The following is a 20,512-nucleotide window of genomic DNA, read 5'->3' as shown; positions in this document are numbered from 1 at the left end:
GAGAGACCGATGAGCACTTCACCGACGACCGGCCGTCCCAACCTGATGCTGTTCCTGGCCACTCTCGGGTTCGCCCTCAACTTCTGGGCCTGGGCCCTGCTCAGCCCGCTGGCCAGCAGATTCCAGGCCGAACTGAGCCTCACCTCGTTCCAGCAGGCGCTGCTGGTGGCCGTACCGGTGGTGGTCGGCTCGGTCGGCCGCATCCCGGTCGGCGCGCTCACCGACCGCTACGGCGGCCGGATCATGCTCCCGCTGATCACACTGATCACCATCGTCCCGGTGCTCTACCTGGGACTGTTCGGCCACGACGCCCTCGCCTCGCTGCTGGTCGGCGGCTTCTTCCTGGGCATCGCCGGCACCACCTTCGCGGTCGGTGTCCCGTTCGTCAACGCCTGGTTCCCGCCGGAGCGGCGCGGCTTCGCGGTCGGTGTGTTCGGCGTCGGCATGGGCGGGACGGCGATCAGCGCGCTCACCACGGTCAAGCTGGTCGACGCCGGGAGCATGGCCACCCCGTTCCTGATCACGGCGGGGGCGCTTGCCGCGTACGCCGTCGTGGCCTGGCTGCTGCTGCGTGACGCGCCCGGCCGGACGGTGCCCACCGCGCCGCTCGCGCAACGCCTCGGTGCCGCCCTGAAACTGCGGATCACCTGGCAGGCGGCCGCACTGTACGCGGTCTCGTTCGGCGGCTACGTGGCGTTCTCGGTCTACCTGCCCGCCTACCTGAAGACCGCCTACGACCTGACCCCGGCCGACGCCGCCAACCGGATGGCCGGATTCGTGCTGCTCGCGGTGGTCATGCGGCCGGTCGGCGGCTGGCTCTCCGACCGGATGCCCCCGGCCCGGGTCCTGGCCGTGGCCCTGGTCGTGGTGATGGCCGGCGCGCTGGTGCAGGCGTTCACGCCGCCGCTCATGCCGCTGGGCACGATCGCGTTCCTGGCCATGGCCGCCGCCCTCGGCGCGGGCAGCGGCGCGACGTTCGCACTGGTCGCACAGTTGGCGCCGCCCGCCCAGGTCGGTTCGGTGACCGGGATCGTCGGTGCCGCGGGCGGGCTCGGCGGGTTCGTGCCGCCGCTGGTCATGGGCAGCATCTACCAGCGTTTCGACTCGTACGCGCTGGGCCTTGTCCTGCTGGCCCTGGTGGCCGGTGCCGCCCTGCTGCTCGACGTGCTGTCGGTGGGCCGCCCTCGTCCCGGCAACGTCGCCCACGCGTGACGGGGACCGTCCGGGCGTGTGCGCACACGCCCGGACGGTCGTCATCAGGCCGCCTCGTAACCGGCGATGTGCAGCGAGAACGCCCGGATCGACCCGGTGTCCGCGCCGACCCGGTCGGCGACGTGCAGCGTCCACGTGCCGTCGACCGGCGTGGACCGCAGCGCCGACAGCGGGCCGGCCGGCTTCCAGCTGCCGGTGAACGGCGCGTTGCTGGACAGCGCCGACGCGAACGGTGTCGCGGCCGCGTCGTCGAACACCGCCTGGCACAGGTTGTTGCCGCTGCCCCCGGTCCGGGAGAACAGCGTCACCGACCGGCCGTCCGGCGCCCTCAGCGTGCCGATCAGGTCGCCCACGAAGGTGTGGTCGAGGCCGACCGTGGTGGCGCCGGTGGCCGTGGAGCACGCGGTGCCGTCGATCGACACGGTCAGCGCCGACGCGAAGCCGACACCGGCGACGTCGACCGTGGCGGAGGCCCCGGTCGGGTCGTTGTCCGGGATCGGCACCGGCGCGCCACCGTAGGCGAAGTCGCGCACCGTCGTTGACGGCTGCCCCACCGGCACGTGCACCGTCCGGTTGGTCGGCGACAGCACCCCGGCGAAGGTGACCCGGGTCTGCAACGTCACCGGCCGGCCCAGCGGGTAGTCGGCGGCCAGCGTCACCGTGTAGTCCCGGGTCTTGGACGCGCCCGCCGCGATGGTGCCGTACGACCGGGACCGCGGCGTGACCGTCACCCCCGGATCCGAGGTGGACACCACCACACTGACCCCGGTCGCCGTGCCGTCGCCCTCGTTGACGGCGGGCACCGTGACCGTGGCCTGCTCGCCCGGCTCCAGGTGGGCGTCGCCGTCGCCGGTGGTCGGGGTGACCGTCGGCTCACCGGCCCGGACCAGCGGCTGCGGGGTGGCGCCGGTGTTGCGCAGCAGCAGGTCGGCCCGGATCACACCGTTGCCGGTGCGCTGGTCGTACCCGGCCGGCGCCAGATCCAGGGCGGTCGACGTGAGCGCCGCCCGGATCTCCTCGCCGGTCATCCCCGGGTTCCCGGAGAGTGCCAGCGCGGCGATCGCGGCGGCGTGCGGCGCCGACGCCGAGGTGCCGAAGAACGGGTTGAAGCCGGACACCGACGTGGCCACCCCGTCGGCCGCGGTGATCTGCGGTTTGGCCCGCACCACACCACCGGTCGAGGAGAGGTTCCCCGGCGTGTACGGCGTGCCGTCGGCGGCGTAGAACACCCGGCGCGGCCCGTCCGAGGTGAATCGTTCCGGCAGCGACTGCCGGGTGTGGACGTTCGGGTACGGCCCGACCGGGTTCGCCGGGTCGCCGGTCTCCAGGTCGAACGGCAGCGCGACCGCCGCCGGGGTGGCCGCCACGGCGAACGCGTTCACGGCGCCGCTGTGCCCGCGCAGCACACCCGGGGTGGAGAAGCCCATCCGGCCGCGGAACACGGTGAGCTGGAGGTACCGGTCGGCGCCGGCGAACTTGACGACCGCCACCTTCTGGCCGGTGGTGGCGCCGGTCTGGAGGATCTCCCACGGGTCGTCGTCGCCGTCCTGCACGTCCTGCGAGAACGACGTCACGTTGCCGGCCGAGTTGATCAGGTACAGGTCGTAGTCGTTGGCCGAACCGGCCAGCGGGTCCGCCCACCACAGGGTGGTGATCCGGCCGTCGCTGTTCGGCGACAGCGGGTTGAGGATCGACACGCCCTCGCCCGGGTCGAAGTCGTGCGCGTCCCCGGCGAACTTGCCGAGGCCCAGCCCCGAGTCGACGAAGTCGCCCTCCCAGTTGCCGGAGGTCCCGTCGAGGGTGTTGCCCTCGTTGCCGGCCGAACTGAAGTAGTACGCGCCGTCCGCGGTCACCGCGTTGACCGCCTGCGCCGGCAGACCGTCCTGGAACGGGCTCTCGTGGTAGTAGACGACGTCGTCGACGATGATGTCGCAGCCGCCGGTGAAGCGCAGCGCCCGGATGTTCTCGGCGAAGCTGGCCTCACTGGTGAACGCCGTCGCGAAGCCCAGTTCGGCGTTCGGCACCAGGTCGTGGATGATCTCCAGCATCGCGGTGCCCTCGTCGCCCTCGCCCTCCTGGCCGGGCAGCACGTCGACGTCGGCGGGCAGGTCGCCGGAGGTCTGCGAGTCGGCGAGCGAGTCCACGCCGTCGGACAGGGCGCAGACCTTCACCCCCACGCCGGTCACCTTGTGCCTGGTACGGGCCGTGTCGGCGGCGTGCGTGCGGTCGCCCTCGGAGACGACCGAGCCGGCGGCCGCCGTGGTCAGTTTCGGGGCGGCCTTGAGAGCCGTCTCGATCCGGGCGGTCTTGGTCTCCTTGGACTCGGGCTTGACGTGCACGTTCGGGTCCTTCTGGTGGCCGGTGATCGCGCCGTGCTCCAGGCTGACCGCGGTCACGTCCTTCCAGGAGGCGATCTCCGGCAGCGTGCCGAGCGGCGCCTCGATGAGGACCGTACCGGTCTGTTCGGACGGGAAACGGATCCCCGCGCCGGCCTTGCGGAGCCGGCCGAGCAGGTCGTCGCCGACCTTCTCGGCGTGCACCTCGACCTCGACCGTGCCGGACTTGGTGACCTCGACGCCGGTGGTGAGCGCCGGGAGCGCGTTCGTGGCCACCCCGTTGTCCCGTTTGCGCAGTTCGATGGCGAGCCGGCTGTCGAGCTTGCGCTCGTCCGGGGTCATCGACTTCTTGAGTTCCTGTAGAGCGGCGATCTGTGCGTACGCGTGATCGTCGGGTGATTCCGCGTGGGCCGCGGTGCCGGTGATCCCGACCACGGTGGCGCCGATAGCGAGAGCAGCGACGGTTGTTCGAAGCATGCAGTCCCCCAACTGACATCTATCGATTCGATGCTCGTGGATGTTATCGGGATCGGGATCAATGTTCGAGCACCGCAACCGGATCGCTCTCCGACACCGATCGCGGCCGCACCCGCCGGATCGCACGGTGGTACGGCCACGCACCCGGAAGGCAAGGAGCGCACGTCAGGTGAGGAAGACACGGATCATCACCGCGATGGCCACCGCCCTCGCGGTCGCTGCCCCGCTCGTCGGCAACCCCGGCACGGCCCACGCCGCGGTCCCCGGAATCGCGAAGGACTACAGCAGGATCATGTACCGCAGCCTCACCGTCGACGCGACCAAGGCGGCGCTGCGCAGAACCCTGGCCGACCAGAAGGTGGCGCTCAAGACCCGTACCGCCGAGGTCACCGCCGCCACCAGGACCGACGCCACCGCCCGGAAACGGCTGGCCGATGTCACCACGGCACACGCGGCCGTACACGAACGGCTCAAAACCGCCGAACGCGGACTCACCGACACGAAGAACAAACTGGCCCGCGCGAAGAAGCAGCGCCCCCGCAGCAAGAATGCCGTCACCAGGGCGACCAAGGCGGTGACCACGGCCACCACCAACCGCGACGCCCGCCGCAAACGGCTGCACGAGGCCGCCACCGTCCTGCGCGCCGCCCAGGCTCAGGGCCGGACCGCCGCCACCGGGCTACGGAAGGCCACCGCCGCGCGCGAGGCCGCCGCCGCGGCGATCCCTCGGACTGAACAGCGCATCGCCACCGCCGGAACCGCGGCCGGTTACGCCGCGCAGGCCGCCACACTCAGCGCCACCGTGGTCAACGAGGTCCGCCCCAAGTTCACCGTGACCGACACCACATCGGTCTACGGCGTCACGGTGCACCGCAACGTCGCCTACGCCTTCAAGCGGATGGTCGACGACGCCCGCGCCGACGGCATCTCGATCTCCGGAGGCGGCTTCCGCACCAAGGCACGCCAGATCGAACTCCGCAAGATCAACGGCTGCCCCGACGTGTGGACCGCGCCGTCCTCCTCCTGCCGCGTCCCGACCGCCATCCCCGGCCGCTCCCTGCACGAACTCGGCCTGGCCGTCGACGTCACCTCCGACGGAAAAACCCTGACCAGGAAGTCCAAGGCCTTCACGTGGCTGTCCGCCAACGCCGCGAAATACGGCTACGTCAACCTGCCCTCCGAGGCCTGGCACTGGTCCATCACCGGCGGCTGACTCCGGAACCCAGCGGGGTGCCCCTGCGGCACCCCGCTGGACTAGAAGCGGAGGATGCTGCCGTCGGCGTTGCCGGCCAGGTAGAGGGTGCCGTCCGGGGCGGTGGCCAGGCCGGCGAAGGGGCGGGGGACACCGGGCAGGTCGTGGACCATGAGAGCCGGCTGCGGGTCGCGGGGTGGTACGACCGGCAGGTCCGAGGCCAGTGTCCGCTGGTCGGGACCGAGGGCGAGCAGGCGGCGGCGGCCCGATTCGACGACCACCGGGCGGCCGTCGGCGATGGCCAGGCCCTGCGGGGCGGACAGGCCTTCGGCCACGGCGACCGGTTTGCCGTCCTCGAAGCGGAGGACCGTGCCGTTTTCCTCGTCGCTGACGTAACAGCGGCCGTCCGCGTCGACCGCGACGCCGGCCGGGCGGCCCAGGCCTTCGGCCAGCACCTCTACCGTGTCGTCGACGGTGATCGCCAGGACGCGGCCGGCGCCGGACTCGGCGATCACCACGGCGCCGTCCGGGCGTACCGCGATGCCGAGAGGGTGATTCAAGGCGACCTCGCGCATGCGCAGTGACCCGGAGATCCGGTCGTAGGTTCCGGTCTGGCCGTACTGCGAGGTGAAATGCAGCTGGTCACCGGCGGCGGCCAGGCCGTGCGCGAACGGCAGCAGCGCCCGGTCGATCCGGTAGTGGTCGGCGGTGTGCACCTTCCCGGCGTCGTCGACCGCCACGTCATAGGGGCCCACGAAGCCGTGCGGCACGATCTCACGGGTGGTCCCGTCCGGCAGCACCTCGGTGATCCCGGCGGTGGCGAAACTGGACACGAACATCCGGTTGTCGCCGGAGAAGGCCGCGTTGTCCAGGCCGGGCACCCCGGTCGCGATCGTGGTCCGCCGGTCGCCGTCGATGCGCACGACGGTGCCGTTCTCGTCGACGAGCAGCACGTGCAGGACGCCGTTGCGGTCGAAGCGGACGGCCACGGTCTGTGGCAGTTCGTCGGCGAACAGCTCCGGTTCGCCACCGTCGGGGCCGACCCGGTGGACCGAGCCCGGGAACATGTGCGGGAAGTAGAGGTTGCCGTCCGGGCCGGCCTGCATGGCGTTGCCGAGCATCAGGCCCTCGGCCAGCACGGCCGGCTCGCCGGCGCCGATCTCCAGCACCCGGCCGGCGAAGGCCATCTCGTTGACGAACAGCCGGTTGCCGAGGCAGCAGATGCCGTTGGGGTTGCGGATGCCCTCGGCCACCACGCTCAGGTCGCCGGCCGGGGTACGCCGCCACACCAGGCCGGGCGCCAGGTCGACGACGTACAGGTTGCCGTCGGCGTCGAACGCCAGGTCGTCGGGGGACTGCAACGGACCGTCCGCGCCGACCAGCACCGACACCTCGCCGGTGTGCACGTCGACCGTGCGGATCCGCCCGGCCAGGAATTCGGCCACGTACAGCAGCCCGTCCGGGCCGAACGCGATGCCGTTCGACCCGCGCAGCGGTGAGGGTCCGGTCAGCCGTTCCACAGCACCTGCTCCATTCCTCCGTCGGTACGCCAGCGGCGCAGGGTGTCGTGGAAGGCGATCGGGCCCGGGCCGAACGAGAAGCTCGCCGCCATCGGCTGGCCCTCGTTGTTGTAGTAGCCGGGCGTGCACTCGGCCTGGAACGCGTAGCTGCTGTGCGCGTTCCGGTCGATGGTGGCGGCCCACTCGTCCTCGGCCTCGAGGGTCGGCTCGATCCGCGGGGCGCCCCGCTCGCGGGCCTCGGCGACCATCGCGCCGATGTGGGTGGCCTGCTCCTGGAGGATGTGGACGAAGTTGACCGCGTTCGCGTTGTGGATCGGCCCGAGCTGGAACAGGTTCGGGAAGCCGTGGCTGGTGAACCCGTGCAGTGTCCGGAAACCGGTCGCCCAGTGTTCGAAGATGTCGCGCCCGCCGCGGCCGGTCACCCGCAACGTCCCGGACAGCACGCCGGAGATGCCGACCTCGAACCCGGTGGCGAAGATGACGCAGTCCACCTCGTACTCCTGGTCGCCGACCACGATCGAGGTGGCCGTCATCCGGGTGACGCCGCCGTGGTCCGCGGTGTCCACCAGCGTGACGTTCGGCCGGTTGAACGCCTGGAGATAGTGGTCGCTGAACGTGGGGCGCTTGCACATGTACCGGTACCAGGGCTTCAGCAACGTTGCCACGGCCGGGTCGGCGACCACCTCGTCCACCCGGGCGCGGATGCCGTCCATCGTCGCCGCGTCGGCCAGTTCCAGCTGCTCGTCGGTCAGCTCGGAACGGGTTCCGGTCAGGAACACGCGCTGGAGCCTGGCGGTCGCCGTCCACCGGTCGTCGATCAGGTCCACGTCGGCGGGCCCGCCGCTGACGATGGTCAGGAAGTTGTCCATCCGCTCCCGCTGCCAGCCGGGCTGGAGCGACGCGGCCCACGACGGATCGGTGGGCCGGTTGTCGCGGACGTCGACGGTCGACGGGGTGCGCTGGAAGACGAACAGGTGCCGGGCCGACTCGGCCAGGTGCGGGATCACCTGGATCCCGGTGGCGCCGGTGCCGATCACCGCCACCCGCCTGTCGGCCAGCCCGTCCAGGCCGCCGGTCTGGTCGCCGCCGGTGTAGCCGTAGTCCCACCGGCTGGTGTGGAAGGTGTGCCCCCGGAACTCGTCGATGCCGGGGATGCCGGGGAGCTTCGCCTGGGTCAGCAGGCCCGAGGAGATCACCACGTACTCCGACCGGAACGCGTCACCCCGGTCGGTGCTCACCTGCCACTCGCACGTGTCGTCGTCCCAGGTCAGCGACGTGACCTTGGTGTGGAACAGGGTGTCCTGATAGAGGTCGAACCGCTTGCCGATCGCCATCGCGTGCTGCCGGATCTCCTCGCCGGGGGCGTACCGCCACTTCGGGACGTAGCCGACCTCCTCCAGCAGTGGCATGTAGACGGTCGCCTCGATGTCGCAGTGGATGCCCGGGTAGCGGTTCCAGTACCAGGTGCCGCCGAAGTCGCCCGCCTCGTCGATCATCCGGATGTCCCGTACGCCCGCCTGGCGCAGCCGCGCCCCGGTGAGCAGACCGCCGAACCCGCCGCCGATCACGGTGGCCTCGACCCGGTCGGACACCGGTTCCCGGTCGATGCGCTCGGTGTAGGGATCCTTCGCGTAGTAGCCGAACTCGCCGCCGGCCGTGGAGCGGTACTGCCCGCCGGCGTCCGGCCGGATCCGGCGGTCGCGCTCGGCACGGTATCTCGCGCGAAGCGCTTCGATGTCGCGGGTCGTGGACATACGTCCCCTTCCGACAGGCCCCCGTGTGCGTGCGTCGCCGAACGAAAGCTAAGCCGCGCGCGAACTTTAAAGCAAGTGACTGCCGAACGGTCAACATCAATAAGGCCATCGAGTCAGGCGGATCTCTGCCATGCGGAGATCCGACAGTGGACAGGCCTTCCTCACCGGTCCGGTGAAGAAAGAGGATGGCCGGGGCGCACCTGAACGAACTAACACGGGGATGACTGTTTGAGCAGGTCAACAACGCCGGCGCTGGCCGGCGTACCGGGAATTCAGCTGATCGACTTCGACCTCGTCACGGGTCCGGCCGGGCCGTCCCGGCTGTTCCTGCACGGGTTCGGCGGCGACAAACACCAGCTGCGCGGGCTGGGCGGCGCACTGCCGCCGGCGAGTCAATCGATGTACGTGTCGCTGCGCGCCCACGGCGACAGCCCCCGCCCGGCCTGGGGCTACTCGGTCCTCGACTTCGCCGCCGACGTGCACCGCGTCGCCGACCTGCTGCGGCCGCCGGTCGACGTGATCGCCTACTCGTACGGCGCCCTGGTCGGCGCCGCCTGTGCCGCCACCTGGGGCGACGGCCTGATCCGCAGCCTCGTCGTGATCGACCAGTCGTTCACCGCCGACCCGGCCCAGCACGAGGCCGACGAGTGGGCCGAGGGCAGCTACCTGCGGTGGATGTACCGGTACGGCCGCATGGTCGAGCGCCTCGGCATCCCGGTGCACGTGCTCGCCGCCCAGCACAGCGACATGATCGGCCCGGACGAGCGGGGCCGGATGAGCGCCGCCGGCATCCGGGTCACCACGATCCCCGGCGACCACAGTGGCTGCCTCGACGACCCGGCCCGCCTCGCCGCGGTCATCACCGGGCGCCCATGCTGACCGGCCCAGCCCGGAAACTGGTGACCGCACAGCTGGTCACCAACATCGGCAACGGTGCGTTCGGCACCTGCTCGGCCCTCTACTTCACCCAGGTCCTCGGGTTCTCCCCGGCGGCGCTCGGTCTCGGCCTGGCCGCCGCCGGAGTCGCCGGGGTGCTGGCCGGTGTCCCGGCCGGCCATCTCGCCGACCGGTTCGGCGCCCGCCGGGTCGCCGTCCTGCTGGTCGCCCTCACCGGTGTCGCGGCGGCCGGCTACATCGTCCTCGACTCGTACCCGGCGTTCGTCGTGATCGCCTGCGCGTGGGCGCTCTTCGGCCGCGGCGGGTACGCGGCCCGGCAGGCCCTGATGGCCGCCGTCCTCTCCGGGCAGGACCTGGTCCAGGCCCGCGCCCGGTTGCGCGTGGTCACCAACATCGGCCTGGCGATCGGCGCCGGAGTCGGGGCGCTGGCGCTGGCGGCGGACACCCCGCAGGCGTACCGGATCGTGCTCGCCCTTGACGCGTTCTCGTTCTTCGGCTCCGCCGTCCTGCTGCACCGGCTGCCCGCCGCCCCGCCCACCGCCGTCGAACGGCAACCCGGCGAGCCGCGTCTGGCCGTCCTCCGGGACCGGCCCTACGCCACGATCACCCTGCTCAACATGGTGATGTCGCTGCACGTGCCGGTGCTCGACGTGATCCTGCCGCTGTGGATCGTGCTGCACACCGGCGCGCCGAAACCGCTGACCGCCGCCCTGGTCGTGCTGAACACGGTCACCGTCGTGCTGTTACAGGTCCGGGTCACGACCGGCATCGACACCGTGCCCACGGCGGTGCGCGCCACCCGTACCGCTGCTTTGGTCTTGGCAGGCATGTGCCTGTTCTTCGCGGCATCCGACGGGCGTGACGCCGTGGTGGCGACGGTGCTGCTGATCGTCGCCGCGGGCCTGCACGTCTACGGCGAGATGGTCCAGTCGTCGGCCGGCTGGGTGCTCGCCTACGAACTGGCACCGCCCGACCGGCAGGGCCAGTACCAGGGCTTCTTCAACTCCGGGACGGCCGTGTCACAGATGGTCGCACCGGCCGCCCTGACCCTGCTGCTGATCGAGGGCGGCCGGCCGGGCTGGCTCGTGCTGGCCGCCGCCTTCCTGGCCGCCGGCTGGGCGACCGGCCCGGCCACCGCCCGCGCCCACCAGTACGAACGGAGCACCCCATGACGACCGTCGCGCCGCGTGACCCGGCCGAACTACAGATCGCCGACCTGTGGCGGGAGACCATCGGCATCCCCGAGGTGGGGGTGCACGACGACTTCTTCGAGGTCGGCGGGCACTCGCTGCTGGCGATCAGCGTGGTGGTCGGCATCCGCCGGCTGTTCGGGGTGGACGTCACCGCCGGGCAGCTGCTGGAGGCCAACACCATCGCGAAACTCGCCGAGATCGTCCGCGGCGGCAACCCGGGGGAGGCGCCCAGCCCGCTGGCCCGGCTGCGGCACGGCGACCCGGAGCTGGCCCCGGTCTACGGGCTGCCGCCGGTCTCCGGCACCACCCTCGTCTACGTACGGCTCATGCAGGCGCTGCCCCGCAACCGGCCGTTCTGGGCGTTGCAGTCGGTCGGCCTCCAGCCGGGGGAACAGCCGCTCACCACGGTCGAGGACGTGGCCGCCGACTTCATCACCCGGGCCCGCAAGGTCCACCCGGCCGGGAAACCGTGGCACCTGGTCGGCTACTCGATGGGCGGCGTGTACGCCTACGAGATCGCCAAGCAGCTGCACGCCGCCGGGGAACCGGTCGGCCTGGTCGGGCTGCTCGACACCCGGCCCACCGCGGACACCGGCGGCGACGAGGACTACGCGCTCAACGCCCTGCTGCGCCGCGGCCTCAAGCTCGACCTCGACCTGGACGAGGTGCGGGCCATGGAACCGGACGCCCGCGCCGAGCTGCTGCTGACCGAGGCGGTCGCGGCCGGCACCGTACCGGCCGACTTCGACCGCGACCGGCTGCTGCGGATGGTCGACATGTACCGGTACAACCTGGACGCGCTGGTCGGCTACGACCCGGCCGGCTACCCGGGCACCGTCACCCTCTACCGGGTGACCGACCACGCCATGGAGCCGGTGCTGCTGCCGCGTGACCTCGACTGGACCCGGCGGGCCGGTGAACTCGTCGTCCACGACGTGCCGGGCCACCACTTCAGCATGATCGAACCCGGCCAGGTGGAGACCATCGCCGCCCTGGTCGACGCCGCCACCACCACGGAGGAAGACAAGTGACACCGATCGGCATCGTCCGCAACGAGCGCACCACCCCCGAGGACGACCACTGGGGCAAGGTCGACTCGGTGATCGAACTGGACCCGGCGCAGGTCGACGTCGAGGCCACCCTCGGGCTGGAGGAGTTCTCCCACATCGAGGTGGTCTTCTCCTTCCACCTGTGCGACCCGGCCCGGACCACCCGCGGCGCCCGGCACCCGCGCGGCAACACCGCCCTGCCGAAGGTCGGCGTGCTCGCCCAGCGGGTCAAGGACCGCCCCAACCACATCGGCGTGTCCCGCTGCGAGCTGATCCGCGTCGACGGGCTGCGCCTGCACGTCCGCGGCCTCGACGCCATCGACGGCACTCCCGTGCTGGACGTCAAGGCGTTCCTGAGCGCCATGGTCCCGCCCGTCGAGGCCGTCCGCGAACCCGGCTGGGTGCACGACGTCATGAAGTCCTATTACCTCTAGGAAGGACATCAGCATGGCCGTTCATGACCTGGAACTCGACCTTGGAGCCCTCCTGGAGCGCAACCCGGCGCTCCAGATTCCCCGCGACGAGTACAACATCAACGTCACCTCGAACGAGGGCGGCCGGCTCACCCCCGCGGAGCTCATCGACGAGATCGCGGCCTTCCCCGGCGCCGGCCAGCCGGCCCACCTCTACTTCCACCTGCCGCTGTGCAACTACATCTGCCACTTCTGCAACTACGTCAAGCGCCTGGTCCCCCGCGGCAAGGAGGACTCGTCGCTGCGGCTGTGGCAGGACCTGCTGATCGAGGAGTCCCGGCGCTGGCTGGACCGGTTCGGCTGGGTGTCCGACGCCCGGATCGACTCCTTCTACATCGGCGGCGGCACCGCGGCGCTGCTGCTCAACAGCGCGGACACGATCACCCCGCTGGTCGAGCACGTGCGCCGCCACTACCAGCTGACCGACGGCGCCGAGTTCAACATCGAGGGCAACCCGGAGAACTTCACCCGCGACAACCTGCGGCTCGCCCGGGACCTCGGCTTCAACCGGTTCAGCCTGGGCGTGCAGTCACTCCAGGACGAGGTCAACGAGTTCACCAAGCGCCGGCACACGGCCGAGGAGTCGCTGTCCGCCGTCCGGAACCTTCTGGACACCGGCTGCCCGTTCAACGTCGACATGATGTTCGGGCTGCCCTACCAGACACCCGAGTCGGTGCGCGCCGACCTCACCGCGCTCACCGAACTGGGCGTCCCGACGATCACCATCTACCGGCTGCGCAACGCCGACCGGGCCGAGATGGGCATCGGCAACCGGGCCGTCTGGAACAACCCGGCGGTCCGCGACCGGCTCATCCAGCAGGGCTACTTCCCGGACCTGACCTCCACCTACGCCATGCGGCAGGCGGCCGTCGAGGTGCTGCTGGAGCACGACTACTACCCGAGCCCGTGCGGCTGGTGGAGCCGGCCCGGCACCTACGAGGGCGGCAACATCCCGCAGACCTCGAAGAACAAGTGGGAGCACTACGACACGATGATCGCGCACGGGCCCGGGGCGTACGGCTGGCTGACCGGCGACGGCGCCGAGTTCGTGCAGACCCACAACGACACCGACATCTCCGGGTACGTGCGGTACATGCAGACGCAGCCGGACCTGCCGCTGGCGTACGGCCGCCGCCTCGACGGGCACAAGGCGATCGGCACCGCGCTCGGCTTCAACTTCAAGGCCAACCAGCCGATCGTCCTGGACCGCTACAAGCGGCAGTTCGGCGCCGACCTGCTGGAGACCGAGCCGTTCGCGTCGGCGTTCTCCGACCTCATCGACCGCAAACTCGTCGAGGTGGTCGACGGCGGGGCCGCGCTGAAACCCACCCTCGACGGCGAGGCCCTGCACGAGGAGATCATCTACCACTACTTCCACCAGCGGATCAGCCTGTCCGACGCCCCGGTATGCAGGCGTTGATGAGCGGATCCCCCGACACCGGATGGCTGGCCGGCGACGACCGGCCGGCCCCGGCCACCCTCAGCGGCGCCGAGCGGCGACTGTGCGACCTGCACGGCGCCGAGACCGCGGTGGTCCTGTCCGGGCCGGGCGCGGCGACGGCGTACGCCCTGGCCGCGCTCACCAACCCCGGCGGCCACGTGATCGTCTCCGCCGGACTCGGCGGCGCCGCCCGCGAACACGTCGAGCGGGAATTCCTCGAATCCGGGCGGACCGTCGACCTCGTGGACTGCGACGACCTCGACGCGGTCGCCGCCCTGGTCGGCCCGCGGACCCAGCTCATCCTCACCGAGTCGATGACCGATCCCGGGATGCGGCCGATCCCGGTCAACGACCTCGCGGCGCTCGCCCACAGCACCGACCTGCTGCTCGTCGTCGACAACACCGCGCTGTCCCCGGCCCAGCTGCGGCCCCTCGACCTCGGCGCCACCGTTGTCGTCGAAACCTGCGCCCCCTACCTCGACGACCTGGCCGGACTCGGGCTGTCGACGGTATGCGGTCCGTCGCGGCTGCTGCGCCGGATCAGCGCGCAGGTGGCCCGTACCGGTGGGCGACCCGACCCGTGGTCGGACCGGATGCTGGCACAGGCGCTGCGCACCCTGGACCTGCGGATGGCCGCCCACCACCGGCACGCCGACGAGATAGCCGAGTACCTGCGCAAACACCCGGCGGTCGCGACGGTCCACCGGGCCGGCTTCGACGAGGCGCCGTGGGCGGTGGAGACGCACACCGGCTTCGGCGGGCTGCTGTCGTTCACCACCCACGTGCCGGTCGACGCTGCCCGGACCGGTGGCGCGATCACCTTGCCCGCCTGGGAACAGCCAGGTCTCGACCCGCACCTGGTCCGGGTCGCGGCCGGACACGACGACGCGGCCCCGCTGATCGGGCGGTTGCGGGCACTTCTGTCCCAGGAGGCCGCCGCATGATCGCCGGAGTCGACCTGGCCGGCTGGCGTGAGCTGGCCGGCACCGTCCGGCGGGCCTCCTGGGAGGCGCAGGCCACGATCAGCGTGTCCGCCGCCGGGCCGGAGATCACCGTGCGGCCCATGCTGCTCGGCCCGTCCCGCGTCGCGCGCCCCTTCACCGTCGCCGGCGATCCGGTGGCGCTGCTGCTCAGCGCCCTCGCCGCCGACACCGCGGCCACCGTCGCCATCTCACTCACCCGGCAGGGCGCGCTCCCCACAAAGATCAACATCCGGGGGTACGCCGGACAAGCGCCGAAAATGGGAGTGCACCTCGACGTCGCCGGCCTGATCACCCCCACCCAACTGGCGGCGGCCGCCGACCACGTCCGCCGCTACAGCGTCATCCTGCGGACCCTGGCCGAGCCGACTCCCGTACGCCTGCTGCTCGTGACCCCGGACGGCTCGCAACCGGTCCACCTCGCCGGACCACTGCCTGACTCGCCGTCGGCGGGTGCCGGTGGAGCACCGCTTGGTTCGCCGTTGGCGGGAGTTGGTGGGGTGCCTGGTGATTCGCCGTCGGCGCACCCTGCCGGACCGCCGCTTCCTGATGCCGCCGCTGAGGCGCATGCCGTGTGGCAGCAGGGCGCCCGGTCCACGGTCACCGCCGCCGACCGCGCCATCGTCATCGACCGGCCGAAACAGCTGTTCGGCACCGATCGCGGCCCGTCCCCGGAGGAATGCCTGCTCGCCGCCCTTGCCGCCGAGACCCTCGCCCGCACCGGCGGTGAGGTGCACGTGTCGGCCCGCCAGGACCTGCGCGGCGGCCTGGGCTTCGACGGCGCCCCGGTCGGGCTGCGCGACATCCTCGTGCAGTGTCTCGACCCGCAGGCGCCGATCCCGGCCCCCGGCCCGGTGCTCGAACTGCTGCGACAGCCCACCGACGTGTCCATCGAGATCGAGAACCGGAGAACACCAGATGCCCCGTGAATGGGACGCCACCACCTACGACTCCCTGCCGCTGCCGCACAAGTTCTGGGGCAAGCGCACCCTCGCCCGCCTGGAACTCGCCGGCACCGAGACCGTCCTCGACGCGGGCGCCGGAACCGGCCGGGACACCCTCTCCCTGCTCGACCTGCTCCCCGAGGGCCGGGTCGTGGCGGTGGACGGCTCGGTCAAGATGCTCACCCAGCTCAAGGCGAAACTCGACGGCAAACTGGACCGGGTCGACGTGATCAACGCGGACCTGACCAAGCCGCTGCCCGTCGAGCAGCCGGTCGACACGGTGTTCAGCGTCGCCACCTTCCACTGGATCCACGACCACAGCGCCCTGTTCGCCAACATCGCCCAGGTGCTGCGCCCGGGCGGCTGGTTCGTCGCCGAATGCGGTGGCCAAGGTTGTGTACGGCGGGTGCTCGGCGCCGTCGAGGACGTGCTCGGCCAGCCCGCCGACGCCGCCTACTTCGCCGGGGTCGACGAGACCGTGGAACGGCTGCGCGAGAACGGCTTCACCGACATCGAGGTCGACCTGCTCGACGACCCGGCCACCCTGGAACCGGGCGAGCAGTTGGAAAGCTACCTCGGCACCGTCGTCATCGGCCCGTACGTCGACCGGCTCCCCGAATCCGAGCACCGCACCTTCGTCCACGACGTGGCGAGCCGCCTGCCGGAGCCGGTGATCGACTACGTCCGCCTGAACATCAAGGCCCGCCGCAAGGGCTGACCGGTTTTGTTCAGCTGAACATCAGAGCCCGCCGCAAGGGCCGAGAAGGGAATGCCGTGGGTCGAGTTCGGCTCGCCGTCGTCTACGACACCGGCGCCGCGTCGCCGTTGGAGCTCAGCCTCCTCGCGGCCAGGTACGCACCGATGGCGGTGATCGTGGGCGACTCGCCACACGCGGCCGCCATGATGCCGATGTTCGCCGAGTTCGACCACGTCACCACTCTCGCCGGCGCCGACCTGACCGCGGGCGGCACAGTCGCTGGCTTCGGCGGCACCGATGTGGCCGCGGACGGCATCGTCACCGGTATCGGCGATGCCGACCTGACCGCGGACGGCATCGTCACGTTCAGCGAGCGCATGCTGGTCCCCACGGCGGCGCTCGCCGAACGTCTCGGCCTGCCGTTCCACACCCCGGCCGTGGCGGCGCTGCTCACCGACAAGCACCGGCAGCGCGAGGCCCTCGACACGGCCGGGGTGACGCCCGTACGCCACCGGCCGCTGACCGATCCCGCCCGGTGGCCGGAGGCGGTCGCCCACACCGGCCTGCCCGCCGTGGTGAAACCACGCCACGGCGAGGCCAGCCGCGACACCCACCTGCTGCGGGACGAGGCGCAGGCCGCCGCGATCCTGCCCGGACTGCCGCCCGGCGCTTTCGTCCTCGAGGAGTACCTGGAAGGACGCCCGGAACCGAACTTTGGCGACTACGTGTCGGTCGAGTGCGCGGCCGCCGCCGGCACGGTCACCGCCCTCGCGGTGACCGGCAAGTTCCGCCTCCTCCCACCGTTCCGGGAGACCGGCGGATTCTGGCCGTCACACCTGAGCGACCCCGACCAGGACGAGGTGGCGGCCCTGGCCGTCGCCGCCGTCGAGGCCCTCGGCGTCACCACCGGCCTGAGCCACGTCGAGATCAAACTGACCCCGGCAGGGCCCCGGATCATCGAGGTCAACGGGCGGCTCGGTGGCGGCATCGCCGAACTCGCCCACCGCGCCGCCGGCCTCGACCTGCTGGATCTGGCCGCCCGCATCGCCCTCGGCGAGACCCCACCGGTACGGCGAGCCAGCCCCGATCGTGTGTACTTCCAGCACAACACCGTCGCACCCGAACAACCGTGCACGGTCACCGCCATCCACGGCATCGCTGCGGCGAGCGCGACACCCGGGGTCCACCGGATCCGCCCGTTCGTTCGCCCCGGCGAACGGCTACCCGGCGGTGTGCACACCCAGGAACTCGACATGCTCACCGGCGACGCCGCCGACCACGCCGAGATGATCCAAGTCCTCGACACCGCACTGACCGAACTCGTCTACGAACTCGACGGTTCCCGCCTCTACAGCGCGCCTCGTCTTGCCAACGCACCTCGTCTTGACGGCACGTCTCATGTTGACGATGCGTCTCGTCTTGCCAACGCACCTCGTCTTGACGATGCGTCTCGTGTTGATGGCGCGTCTCGTCTTGACGATGCGTCTCGTCTTGATGGCGCGTCTCGTCTTGACGATGCCTCTCGTGTTGATGGCGCGTCTTGTATTGATGGCATGTCTCGTGTCGACAGCACGTCTCATGGTGACGGTGCGCGGCGGGCCAGCAGGTAGCCGGCGTGCAGACGATTTCGGGCGCCCAGTTGGGCCATGATCTCGGCAACGTGTCGTTGACACGTGCGCAGCGACAGCCCGATCCGTCGGGCGATCACCTTGTCCTCCTCGCCCTCGACCAGCAGGCGGATGATCTGCGCCCGGATGTCGTCGCTGACCGTCAGCACCGGCGCGCCCCGGTCCGGGAACGGCAGCGCCGCAATCCAGAACCGTTCGAACTGCTCGGCGAGACAGCCGATCAGATTCGGCTCCCGCAGCAGCACCACACCGTCAGGGCCGGACCGGACCGGTGCCACCGCCACCGTACGGTCGAAGATCAGCAGTCGTGCCGTGCCCGGCGCCGAACTGCGGATCTCGGCACCGAGCGCGGTCAACTCCCCGGCCCGCGCCGCGGTCGGAGGGCGGTACCGGTCTGCGTGCCGGTACAGCATCCGCAACCGCACCCCACGCTGCGGCAGTTCGTCGGCGACCAGACCCGGCCACGGCTCGCCCGGCTCGCAGAGCAGCGCCTCCTCGGTGCAGTGGGCGGCCAGGTCGGCGATCGTCCGGCTCACCTCGTCAGCTCCCTGCACCAGCTCGATCGCGTGTTCAGGGGCCCGGCCCGGAAGCCCGGCCCGGTACGCCGGCATCAGATCGTCGAGCGCCAGCCGCGCTTCGTCGGCCTGGGCCCGCAGCTCGGCGATCGCCTGCTCGACCGGCCCGAGCAGCAGTGTCCGGGCGATTTCCGGCGACACCGCGGCCAGCCGGCGGCCGTCCCCGCTCGGCCGCAGCAACCCCGCGGCGACCAGCCGTTCCACAGCCACGCCGACATCCCCAAGAGCCTCGCCGGGCGCGGCACGCTCGATGCCGACCGGACCGGCCGCGCCGGTCTCGGGGCGTTCAATATCGGCCAGATTGGCTACGCCCACTCCGGGGCGTTCGGGGTCGGTCTGGTTGGCCGCGCCGGTTTCGGGGCGTTCAATATCGGCCAGATTGGCTACGCCCACTCCGGGGCGTTCAATATCGGCCAGATTGGCAACGCCCACTCCGGGGCGTTCGGCGTCGGTCTGGTTGGCTGCGGCGGGCTTGGGGCGTTCGGCGTCGGTCTGGTTGGCCGCGCCGGGCTCGAAGCGTTCGGTGTCGGTGCGGTCGGCTGCGGCGGCGTTTCGCGGGCCGAGAGCCTCGCTGAGTTCGGTGCGGTCGACGTCGGTGCGGGCGGCCGCGTAGGCATACGCCCGCACCGCCGTCTCGCCGAGCTGTTCCCAGCGGAAATCGCCCAAGTCCGCGCCTTTCCCGTCGTACCGCGGTGTCCACATTAATCACGGGAGTGTTAAATGCCGCACCACATGATCAACAAGCAGGTCGCCGCGCGTGCCGTGGAACGCCCGGACGCCGTCGCGGTGATCGACCGGGGTGTCGCGGTGGACTACCGCACCCTCGACGCGGCCGCCGAGTCCGCCGCCGCCGACCTGGCCCGGCACGGCGCCGGCCCGGGAACCTTCGTGGCGGTACGCCTGCCCCGCGGCGCCCACCTCGTGATGACACTGCTCGCCGTTCTGAAGACCGGTGCGGCGTACGCGGCTCTCGACCCGCGATGGCCCCCGGACCGCGTCGGCCTGCTCCTGGAAGCCCTCGACCCGCCGGTGGTCGCCGGCCCGTCCGGCTGGAATCCGTTCTCCCATGATCTGTCCGAATGGGCGGCGCTGGGGGAGCGGCCACCCCCGGTCGACGGCACCGCCGACGACCCGGCCTGCGTCTTCTTCACCTCCGGCACCACCGGCGTGCCCAAGGGCGTGGTGTCCCCGCACCGCGCCACCACCCGGCTGTTCGCCGCCGGGGGACCGCTCTCCTTCGGCCCCGGCACCGTGATGTGCCAGTCGTCGCCGGCGGCCTGGGACGCGTTCAACCTCGAACTGTGGGGCCCGCTCACCACCGGCGGAACGGTCGTCGTCGCCCCCGACGACCACCTGCTGCCGCACGTGCTGCACCAGCTCGTCACCGCCCACGGCGTGAACACCGCCTGGCTGACCGCGTCGCTGTTCAACCTCTTCGTCGACCTGGAGCCGGACTGCTTCACCGGCCTCGGCCACGTGCTCACCGGCGGCGAACGCCTGTCACCGCCACACATCGGCCGGTTCCTGCGGCGGTTCCCGGAGACCGTTCTCGCCAACGGGTACGGGCCGGTCGAGACCTGCGTCTTCGCGACCTACCACCCGATCGTCGCGGCCGACGTGGACCGGCCGGACGGGATTCCACTCGGCCGCCCGGTTCCGGACACCACGATCGAGCTGATCGACGGCGAGATCCACATCGGCGGGGCCGGGCTGGCGCTGGGCTACCTCGGCGACCCCGGGGCCACCGCCGAGCGCTTTCGGAACGCGCTCTACCGTACCGGTGACCTGGGTCTTCTCGATGATGACGGGGTGCTGCACTTCCGTGGGCGCGCCGATCGCCAGGTCAAGATCCGTGGCCACCGCATCGAGCCGTCCGAGATCGAGGCGGTCACCAGCGGCATCGGCCAGGTCAAACAGTGCGTGGTCGTCCCGGTGCCCGGAGCCCGCCCCGGCACGTACGAGAAGCTGGCCCTCTTCTACACGGCCCCACCCGGCAGCGGCCCGGCCTGGCTGCGCAGCCGCCTGGCCGCCGTCCTCCCGCCCTACGCCGTCCCTGACACGATCCGCCAGGTCCCCTCGATTCCGGTCACCCCGAACGGCAAAACCGACACCCGCCTCCTGCTCAGCCGCCTGTGATCCGCCGG

16 protein-coding genes are annotated in these 20,512 nt (G+C 71.3%); 12 read left to right on the top strand and 4 right to left on the bottom strand.

What is annotated here, in order from left to right; all coding sequences use genetic code 11:
- Positions 1 to 9 precede the first annotated feature (9 nt).
- Positions 10 to 1,212, top strand: a complete 1,203-nt coding sequence (locus BJ964_RS38130; RefSeq protein WP_188125194.1) for an MFS transporter — start codon at positions 10 to 12, stop codon at positions 1,210 to 1,212.
- Positions 1,213 to 1,256: 44 nt separating this feature from the next.
- Here the strand turns inward: BJ964_RS38130 and BJ964_RS38125 are convergent, their stop codons facing one another.
- Entirely contained in the window at positions 1,257 to 4,025 is a 2,769-nt protein-coding gene (locus BJ964_RS38125; protein WP_188125193.1) for a S8 family serine peptidase, read from the bottom strand.
- A 169-nt stretch (positions 4,026 to 4,194) separates the two neighbouring features.
- Here BJ964_RS38125 and BJ964_RS38120 point away from each other — a divergent pair, with 169 nt between their 5' ends.
- A complete protein-coding gene (locus tag BJ964_RS38120) occupies positions 4,195 to 5,238 on the top strand; it encodes a M15 family metallopeptidase (RefSeq protein ID WP_223149682.1) in 1,044 nt (347 codons plus the stop codon).
- A 41-nt stretch (positions 5,239 to 5,279) separates the two neighbouring features.
- Here BJ964_RS38120 and BJ964_RS38115 read toward each other — a convergent pair whose 3' ends face one another.
- Positions 5,280 to 6,737, bottom strand: a complete 1,458-nt coding sequence (locus BJ964_RS38115; protein WP_188125192.1) for an SMP-30/gluconolactonase/LRE family protein — start codon at positions 6,735 to 6,737, stop codon at positions 5,280 to 5,282.
- A complete protein-coding gene (locus BJ964_RS38110; protein WP_188125191.1) occupies positions 6,725 to 8,491 on the bottom strand; it encodes a flavin-containing monooxygenase in 1,767 nt (588 codons plus the stop codon). Before BJ964_RS38110 ends, BJ964_RS38115 begins: the two co-directional genes overlap by 13 nt.
- A 228-nt stretch (positions 8,492 to 8,719) precedes the next feature.
- On the opposite strand from BJ964_RS38110, the gene BJ964_RS38105 reads away from it, so the two are divergent.
- The 9 genes from BJ964_RS38105 to BJ964_RS38065 are packed head-to-tail and all read left to right on the top strand — an operon-like array spanning position 8,720 to position 17,775.
- Complete coding sequence (locus BJ964_RS38105) at positions 8,720 to 9,370, top strand: alpha/beta fold hydrolase (RefSeq protein WP_188125190.1); 651 nt, start codon at positions 8,720 to 8,722, stop codon at positions 9,368 to 9,370.
- On the top strand, positions 9,364 to 10,560 hold the full coding sequence (locus tag BJ964_RS38100; protein ID WP_188125189.1) for an MFS transporter: 1,197 nt from the start codon (positions 9,364 to 9,366) through the stop codon (positions 10,558 to 10,560). Before BJ964_RS38105 ends, BJ964_RS38100 begins: the two co-directional genes overlap by 7 nt.
- Positions 10,557 to 11,612, top strand: a complete 1,056-nt coding sequence (locus tag BJ964_RS38095; protein WP_188125188.1) for a thioesterase domain-containing protein — start codon at positions 10,557 to 10,559, stop codon at positions 11,610 to 11,612. Before BJ964_RS38100 ends, BJ964_RS38095 begins: the two co-directional genes overlap by 4 nt.
- Positions 11,609 to 12,064, top strand: coding sequence for an SAM-dependent methyltransferase (locus tag BJ964_RS38090; RefSeq protein ID WP_188125187.1), 456 nt, complete (start codon positions 11,609 to 11,611; stop codon positions 12,062 to 12,064). Before BJ964_RS38095 ends, BJ964_RS38090 begins: the two co-directional genes overlap by 4 nt.
- Positions 12,065 to 12,077: 13 nt before the next feature.
- Positions 12,078 to 13,523 (top strand): radical SAM protein, encoded by a 1,446-nt coding sequence (locus tag BJ964_RS38085; protein ID WP_188125186.1) that lies wholly within the window; start codon positions 12,078 to 12,080, stop codon positions 13,521 to 13,523.
- Positions 13,523 to 14,488 carry a PLP-dependent transferase gene (locus tag BJ964_RS38080; protein WP_188125185.1) on the top strand — a complete coding sequence of 322 codons (966 nt, stop codon included), beginning with the start codon at positions 13,523 to 13,525 and terminating at the stop codon, positions 14,486 to 14,488. The genes BJ964_RS38085 and BJ964_RS38080 overlap by 1 nt, the downstream gene beginning before the upstream one ends.
- Positions 14,485 to 15,453, top strand: a complete 969-nt coding sequence (locus tag BJ964_RS38075; RefSeq protein WP_188125184.1) for a hypothetical protein — start codon at positions 14,485 to 14,487, stop codon at positions 15,451 to 15,453. Before BJ964_RS38080 ends, BJ964_RS38075 begins: the two co-directional genes overlap by 4 nt.
- Positions 15,443 to 16,186: a class I SAM-dependent methyltransferase gene (locus BJ964_RS38070; protein ID WP_188125183.1), complete on the top strand. Its 744-nt coding sequence runs from the start codon at positions 15,443 to 15,445 to the stop codon at positions 16,184 to 16,186. The genes BJ964_RS38075 and BJ964_RS38070 overlap by 11 nt, the downstream gene beginning before the upstream one ends.
- Before the next feature lie 56 nt (positions 16,187 to 16,242).
- A complete protein-coding gene (locus BJ964_RS38065; protein WP_188125182.1) occupies positions 16,243 to 17,775 on the top strand; it encodes an ATP-grasp domain-containing protein in 1,533 nt (510 codons plus the stop codon).
- Here the strand turns inward: BJ964_RS38065 and BJ964_RS38060 are convergent.
- Positions 17,742 to 19,034: a helix-turn-helix domain-containing protein gene (locus tag BJ964_RS38060; protein WP_188125181.1), complete on the bottom strand. Its 1,293-nt coding sequence runs from the start codon at positions 19,032 to 19,034 to the stop codon at positions 17,742 to 17,744. The genes BJ964_RS38065 and BJ964_RS38060 overlap by 34 nt on opposite strands.
- 54 nt (positions 19,035 to 19,088) lie before the next feature.
- Between BJ964_RS38060 and BJ964_RS38055 the strand changes: the two genes are divergently transcribed.
- Positions 19,089 to 20,504 carry an AMP-binding protein gene (locus tag BJ964_RS38055; RefSeq protein ID WP_188125180.1) on the top strand — a complete coding sequence of 472 codons (1,416 nt, stop codon included), beginning with the start codon at positions 19,089 to 19,091 and terminating at the stop codon, positions 20,502 to 20,504.
- Positions 20,505 to 20,512 lie beyond the last annotated feature (8 nt).

This window comes from Actinoplanes lobatus, from assembly GCF_014205215.1.
Classification (GTDB): domain Bacteria; phylum Actinomycetota; class Actinomycetes; order Mycobacteriales; family Micromonosporaceae; genus Actinoplanes; species Actinoplanes lobatus.
Note: the sequence above shows the minus strand (reverse complement) of the source record. Positions and strands in the feature narration are given on the sequence as shown.